Origin of the sequence: Microbacterium sp. CnD16-F, from assembly GCF_024124465.1 — a bacterium.
Taxonomy (GTDB): Bacteria; Actinomycetota; Actinomycetes; order Actinomycetales; family Microbacteriaceae; genus Microbacterium; species Microbacterium gawkjiense.
In genome coordinates, this window is sequence record NZ_JAMXSA010000004.1 from 91,192 (window position 1) to 97,513 (window position 6,322).

Consider the following 6,322-nt stretch of genomic DNA (forward strand, 5'->3'; position numbering starts at 1 on the left):
GACGTCAGGGGAGCGGGATCGTGCCCGTCGCGGGCGTGCCGTGGCGGCGCACCTTCAACACGCGGAAGCCGCGTCCGGTCGCCGCGCGGCTGACCGAATAGCCGCGGTCCAGCGAGGCGGCGAGCCAGCGCTGCAGCGAATCGGAGCCGAGGTTGCGCTGGACGACGAGCCACGCGTCGCTGCGTTCGGCGAGCCGGGGGATCCAGGTCTCGAGCATCCCGTGCAGGACGTCCTTACCCACCCGGATCGGAGGGTTCGAACGGATCGTGCGGAAGGCGACGCCCTCCGGAACATCTTCGGGCTGTACGGCGTTGACGTTGTCGAGGCCGAGTTCCTCCGCGTTGCGGCGGACGAGGTCGAGAGCCCGCTCGTTGACGTCCACGGCCCAGACCGTGGCGCGCGGGGCGTCGAGGGCGAGGGACAGCGCGATCGGACCCCAGCCGCATCCGAGGTCGAGCAGATGACCGCCGGCCGGTGGTGGGGGAGTGTTCGCCAGGAGCACCGCCGTCCCGCCGTCGATGTGGTCGGGACTGAACACCCCGCCAGCCGTCGTCACCTCGACATCGCGACCGGCGAGGGACACACGGATGCGGCGGAGGTTCTCAGAGCTGGACGGGGACGCGCTGAAGTAATGGTCGCTCCCCATGCGACGAGCGTAGCGGAGGCGGTCCCGGGCGCGGGAAGCTAGAGTTCACGGATGGCCGCGAGGCCGCGAAAGGATCACATGACAGACACCACCACCCCTGCCACGACGGACGAACCGGTGGACCCGGTCGACCGCGTGCTCGCGCGCGCCGAAGCGCGTTCGGGGGTGCGCGTGTTCGGCGCCGCACAGGCGTTGCAGGACGAGAGCACCGTCGCCTACGGCGACACCGACGGCGAGCAATGGGACCGCGAGGAGCGCGCCGCGCTGCGCCGCGTCCCCGGCCTGTCGACCGAACTCGAGGACGTCACCGAGGTCGAGTACCGGCAGCTGCGCCTCGAGAACGTCGTCCTCGTGGGCGTCTACCCGCAGGGATCGACGGAGGATGCCGAGAACTCGCTGCGCGAGCTCGCGGCGCTCGCCGAGACCGCCGGTGCCGTCGTCCTCGACGGCGTGCTGCAGCGGCGTCCGCACCCCGACCCGGCGACCTACATCGGCCGCGGGAAGGCCGCGGAACTGCGCGACCTCGTCGTCGCCGTCGGCGCCGACACCGTCATCGCCGACACCGAGCTCGCCGCCAGCCAGCGGCGCGCGCTCGAGGACGTCGTCAAGGTCAAGGTCATCGACCGCACGACCGTCATCCTCGACATCTTCAGCCAGCACGCGAAGAGCCGCGAGGGCAAGGCGCAGGTCGAGCTCGCCCAGCTCGAGTACCTCCTCCCGCGCCTGCGCGGGTGGGGTGACTCGATGAGCCGTCAGGCGGGTGGCCAGGTCGGTGCCGGCGGTGCCGGTATGGGCTCGCGCGGTCCCGGTGAGACGAAGATCGAGCTCGACCGTCGCCGCATCCGCACCCGCATGGCGATGCTGCGCCGGCAGATCCGCGACTTCGCGCCCGCCCGCGACGCCAAGCGCGCCGAGCGCAAGCGCAACACGATCCCCTCGGTCGCGATCGCGGGGTACACGAACGCCGGAAAGTCGAGCCTGCTGAACAAGCTCACGAGCGCGGGTGTCCTCGTCGAGAACGCCCTGTTCGCGACCCTGGATGCCACGGTGCGCCGGGCCCAGGCCGCCGACGGACGCGTCTACACGCTCACCGACACCGTCGGGTTCGTCCGCAACCTGCCGCACCAGCTGGTCGAGGCGTTCCGCTCGACGCTCGAGGAGGTCGGCGATGCCGACGTCATCGTGCACGTCGTCGACGGGTCGCACCCCGATCCGGCGGCGCAGCTGGCGACCGTGCGCGACGTGATGGGCGACGTGGGCGCTCGCTCGACGAACGAGATCGTCGTCTTCAACAAGGCCGACCTCATCGACCCCGACACGCGGCTCGTGCTGCGCGGGCTCGAGCCGAAGGCCCACTTCGTCTCGTCCCGGACGGGCGAAGGCGTCGCCGAGCTGCGCGCGACGATCGAGGACGCGCTGCCGCTGCCGGCCGTCGAGGTCCGGGCGCTCGTGCCGTACGACCGCGGCGACCTCGTCAACGCGGTCCACGAGTCCGGACACATCCTGTCGACGCGCCACGAGGAGGGCGGCACCGCCGTCCACGCGCACGTGTCGGAGCGACTCGCCGCGGAGCTCGCGCCCTTCACCCGCTGAGCGCGCCCGCGGTCAGCTGAGCGCGATCGCGGGGACGCCGGGCGTCTCGAAGCCGAACACCTCGCCCAGGAAGGCGAGTTCGGACTCGAGCGCGTGGATGACGTACTCCGCCCGTCGGAAGCCGTGCCCCTCGCCGTCGTACAGGACGTAGGCGTGGGGCACGCCCTTGTCCGCCAGCGCGTCCCGGATCGCTTCGGCCTGCGACGGCGGCACCACCGCGTCGTCGGCGCCCTGCAGCAGGAGCACCGGCACGCGGAAGCCCTCCGTGTGGCCGAGGGGTGAGCGTTCGAGGTAGAGCGCCTCGGCCTCGGGCAGGGGCCCGATGAGCCCGTCGAGGTAGCGCGCCTCGAAGTCGTGGGTGTCGGTCGCCAGCAGCCGCGCATCCCCCACCCCGTAGCGGGAGATGCCCGCGCTGAACACGTCCGTCCCGACGAGGGCGGCGAGGACGGTCCACCCGCCGGCGGAACCACCGGCGATCGCGATGCGGGCGGCATCCGCTCGTCCCTCCGCCGCGAGACCGGATGCCGCGGCTGCCACGTCGTCGCGGTCGACGACGCCCCACTGCCCCCGCAATCGTTCGCGGTAGGCGCGTCCGTACCCGGTCGAGCCGCCGTAGTTGACCTCGAGGACGCCGATGCCGCGGCTCGTGAAGAAGGTGATGCGGCTGTCGGCGACGCCGCCGACGTGCGCCGTCGGGCCGCCGTGCACGAGGACGAGGTACGGCGGCAGTTCGCCCTCGGGGGCGGCGAAGTCCGGGCTCGTCGGCGGGTGGTCGTAGGCGTGGACGCCGCCGTGCGGTCCAGGGACGGTCAGCGGGCGCACCGGCGGGATCCACTCCGCGCCCAGACCCGAGGGTGTGCCGCGGACGAGGCGCGCGCGTCCGTCCGGGGTGATCTCCCAGATGCCGGTGATCCCAGGGCCCGTCCCCGAGACGAGCGCGCGCGAGCCCGCCACGTCCTCGACGACGACGCGGGATCGTGCCGGCACGTCGGTCGCGGCGACGACGCCGTCCGCCCCGATCCGCACGACCTCGTCGGCACCGTTCGTGCGGACGGCGACGAATCCGCCGTCGGCGAGCGGGGCGTACCACCGCACGCCGAGCACCCACAGGCCGCCGCCGGTGTCCGCGTCCGCGGGTGCGACCGGCACGGATCCCTCGGGCGATGCCGCGTCCTCGCGGCGGAGGTTCCACCGCCCCGTCGGGTCGTCGACGAAGACGAGGCGGCACGCGGCATCCCACTCCGGCTGCAGCGCGGCGGTCGCGCCCGACGTCACCGTCCGCCAGGTCGACACGAGGCCGTCGTCGAGCTCCGCGACGCGGACCTGCGTGCGGTCCCACGGCATGTCCGGGTGGTCCCACGCGACCCAGGCGAGCCGCCGGCCGTCGGGCGACAGGGCGGGCTGAGCGAGGAAGTCGCTCCCGCTGACGAGCTCACGCACCTCGCCGCCCGCGAGCGGGATCGCAACGATCGACCGGCGGGGGACGGGGGAGTCGTCGTGGACCTCGCGGACGGCCAGCAGGGTGCCCGCCTGCCAGCGCAGGCCGCCGTGGCGGGCGCGGTCGTCGACCGGGGTGAGGGCCTCGGGCTCGCCGCCGGGGCCGAGCATCCAGACGCGCTGGTCGGTCTTCTCGACGAAGAAGAGACGGCCGTCGTCGGAGGTCGTCCACGACCCACCGCCGTACTCGTGCACGCGGGACCGGGCGCTCCAGGGCGCGGGCAGCACGTCGATCGCGGTGCCGTCGTCGGCCGCGCGGCGCACCGTCGTCCGGCCGCCCTCGTCGGGCAGGGACTCGCCCCACCAGATCTCGTCGCCGACGTACCGTGCGCCGTCGAACCGCGCGGCCGCAGCAGACGCGTCGGCGGCGGACAGCGGCGAGATCCAGGAACCGTAGGGGGCGATCGTCGTCATGGCTCCACGGTACGCGGCGGCCGGATCGAAACCGGGCGTCACATGCCCGTCACGGCGCCGACCCGCGTGGCAGCATGAGGGCATCAACAGTGGCCCGGAACCCCGGGCCCGGAGCGACAGCCGAGCCCGGCACCCGCCCGCGATGTCCCCGCACCCGTGTGTGCGGTCCGCGGCCGCCAGGCCTTTCCGTCCCGTCTCCGGAGCACCGCCATGTCGATCATCCAGCCCTCGTCGGTCACGACGGTGCCGGTCTCGTTCGAGGTCTACCCGCCGCGCAGCGACGCGTCCTACGCCGCCCTCTACGAGACGATCGACCGGCTCGCCGCCGTCGACCCCGCCTTCATCTCCGTCACCTACGGCGCCGGCGGCTCCGGCGGCGGTCGCTCCCTCGAGGTGCTCACGCACATCCTGCGCGAGACGCGCGTCGAGCCGTTGGCGCACCTGACCTGCATCGGCAGCTCGTACGCCGAGGCGACGGCCCTCATCCGCGAGTTCCTCGACGCCGGCATACGCTCCTTCCTGGCGCTGCGGGGGGATCCGCCGGCGGGAGCCGGAGAGGATGCGGCGGCGCTCGGCGACCTCGAGAGCGCGGCCCAGCTGGTGCAGCTCATCGACCGCGTGCAGGCCGAGACGTCCCCGTACACCGAGGAGCCCATCCCCGGCGTCCCGGGCGCCGCCCGCGTCGAGCGGCGGCCGAGCGTCGACATCGCCGTCGCCGCCTTCCCCAACGGCCACCCGCGCTCGCGGTACCCCGCCGAGCACATCGACGCCCTCCTCGCGAAGCAGGCCGCGGGGGCGACCCTCGCGATCACCCAGTTGTTCTTCCACGCCGACGACTACCTTGCCTTCGTCGCCCGCGCCCGCAGTGCCGGGGTCGAGATCCCGATCCTGCCGGGCATCATGCCGATCACCTCGCCCTCCCGACTGCGCCGCGTCATCGAGCTGACGGGCGAGCAGGTCCCCGGCACCCTCGCCGTCGACCTCGACGTCGAGCCCACCGCCGACGGTCGCCGCGAGATCGGTGTCCGATACGCCGCCGATCTCTGCCGGGCCGTCCTCGCGGGCGGTGCCCCCGGCATCCATCTCTACGCCTTCAACAATCACGACACCGTCCTCGCCACCCTGCGCGAGGCGGGCATCATCCCCGCGACAGAGGAGACCTCATGACCGCCTTCCCCGGAACGATCCTCGGCTACCCCCGCATCGGCCGTCGCCGCGAACTCAAGCGCGCCGTCGAGGCCCACTGGAGCGGCGCGCTCGACGAGGCGGGACTCGAGTCCGTCGCCGCCGACCTGCGCCGGACCACCCGCGCCCGCCTCGCCGAGCTCGGGCTGGGTCGCGGTGACTCGTCGATCCCCGAGACGTTCTCCTTCTACGACCAGGTCCTCGACGTCGCCGCGGCCGTCGGCGCCCTTCCCGAGCGGTTCGCGCACCTGCGTGCGGAGGACGGGTCGGTGCCGCTGTCGGCCCTGTTCGCCGCCGCCCGCGGCGTGGGCGAGGCCGCGCCGCTGGAGATGACGAAGTGGTTCGACACGAACTACCACTACCTCGTGCCCGAGATCGGCCCCGAGACGCGGTTCGCCCTCTCGAGCGATCGGTTCGCGCGGCAGGTGGCGGAGGCCGTCGCGGACGGATACGTCACCCGTCCGGTGCTCGTCGGCCCGGTCACCTTCCTCGCCCTCGCGAAAGGGACGGATGCCGCGGCCCCCGGCACGCGCCCGCTGGACCGGCTCGACGACCTGCTGCCCGTGTACGTCGAGCTGCTCGCCGCTCTCCGCGACGCAGGGGCGCAATGGGTGCAGATCGACGAGCCGGCCCTCGTGAGCCAGTCGCTCGGGTACTCGGACGACGAGCTCGCGACCGCCGCCGCCCGCTCACTCGACGTCCTCACCGCCTCCGGCGACCGTCCCGAGATCCTGGTCGCCGCCGGATACGGCGCGCTCTCCGAGCCCGCCTGGCGCGCGATCGCCGCCTCCGCCGCCGAGGGCCTCGCGATCGACCTCACCCGCGGCGGCGTGCCGTCGCCCGTCGCGGGACTCGACGACAAGGTGATCGTCGCGGGCGTCGTCGACGGCCGGAACGTCTGGCGGGGCGACCTCGCCGGCGCGGCGGACGTGCTCGACGCGGTCGGCGGCCTCGGCGCCGCGGCCGTCGCGGTCGGCACCTCGACGT

General features: G+C 73.6%; 4 protein-coding genes and 1 pseudogene. 3 read left to right on the top strand and 2 right to left on the bottom strand.

Annotation, left to right across the window (positions count from 1 at the left end):
- Nucleotides 1-4: 4 nt before the first annotated feature.
- Complete coding sequence (locus tag NH287_RS02320) at nucleotides 5-646, bottom strand: class I SAM-dependent methyltransferase (protein ID WP_217531371.1); 642 nt, start codon at nucleotides 644-646, stop codon at nucleotides 5-7.
- Nucleotides 647-724: 78 nt separating this feature from the next.
- On the opposite strand from NH287_RS02320, the gene hflX reads away from it, so the two are divergent.
- A complete protein-coding gene (gene hflX, locus NH287_RS02325; protein WP_253034323.1) occupies nucleotides 725-2,239 on the top strand; it encodes a GTPase HflX in 1,515 nt (504 codons plus the stop codon).
- Between the two features lie 12 nt (nucleotides 2,240-2,251).
- Here the strand turns inward: hflX and NH287_RS02330 are convergent, their stop codons facing one another.
- On the bottom strand, nucleotides 2,252-4,150 hold the full coding sequence (locus NH287_RS02330; RefSeq protein ID WP_253034324.1) for a prolyl oligopeptidase family serine peptidase: 1,899 nt from the start codon (nucleotides 4,148-4,150) through the stop codon (nucleotides 2,252-2,254).
- Between the two features lie 210 nt (nucleotides 4,151-4,360).
- On the opposite strand from NH287_RS02330, the gene NH287_RS02335 reads away from it, so the two are divergent.
- Together NH287_RS02335 and NH287_RS02340 are read left to right on the top strand one after the other, a co-directional pair.
- Nucleotides 4,361-5,317, top strand: coding sequence for a methylenetetrahydrofolate reductase (locus NH287_RS02335; RefSeq protein WP_253034325.1), 957 nt, complete (start codon nucleotides 4,361-4,363; stop codon nucleotides 5,315-5,317).
- Nucleotides 5,314-6,322 (top strand): annotated as a pseudogene (locus tag NH287_RS02340) (5-methyltetrahydropteroyltriglutamate--homocysteine S-methyltransferase); the annotation flags it as partial. The gene NH287_RS02335 and the pseudogene NH287_RS02340, both read left to right, overlap by 4 nt.

Coding starts and splice junctions, on each gene's coding strand:
- NH287_RS02335 (WP_253034325.1), top strand. CDS start 4,361: ATGTCGATCATCCAGCCCTCGTCGGTCACGACGGTGCCGGTCTCGTTC.
- hflX (WP_253034323.1), top strand. CDS start 725: ATGACAGACACCACCACCCCTGCCACGACGGACGAACCGGTGGACCCG.
- NH287_RS02320 (WP_217531371.1), bottom strand. CDS start 646: ATGGGGAGCGACCATTACTTCAGCGCGTCCCCGTCCAGCTCTGAGAAC.
- NH287_RS02330 (WP_253034324.1), bottom strand. CDS start 4,150: ATGACGACGATCGCCCCCTACGGTTCCTGGATCTCGCCGCTGTCCGCC.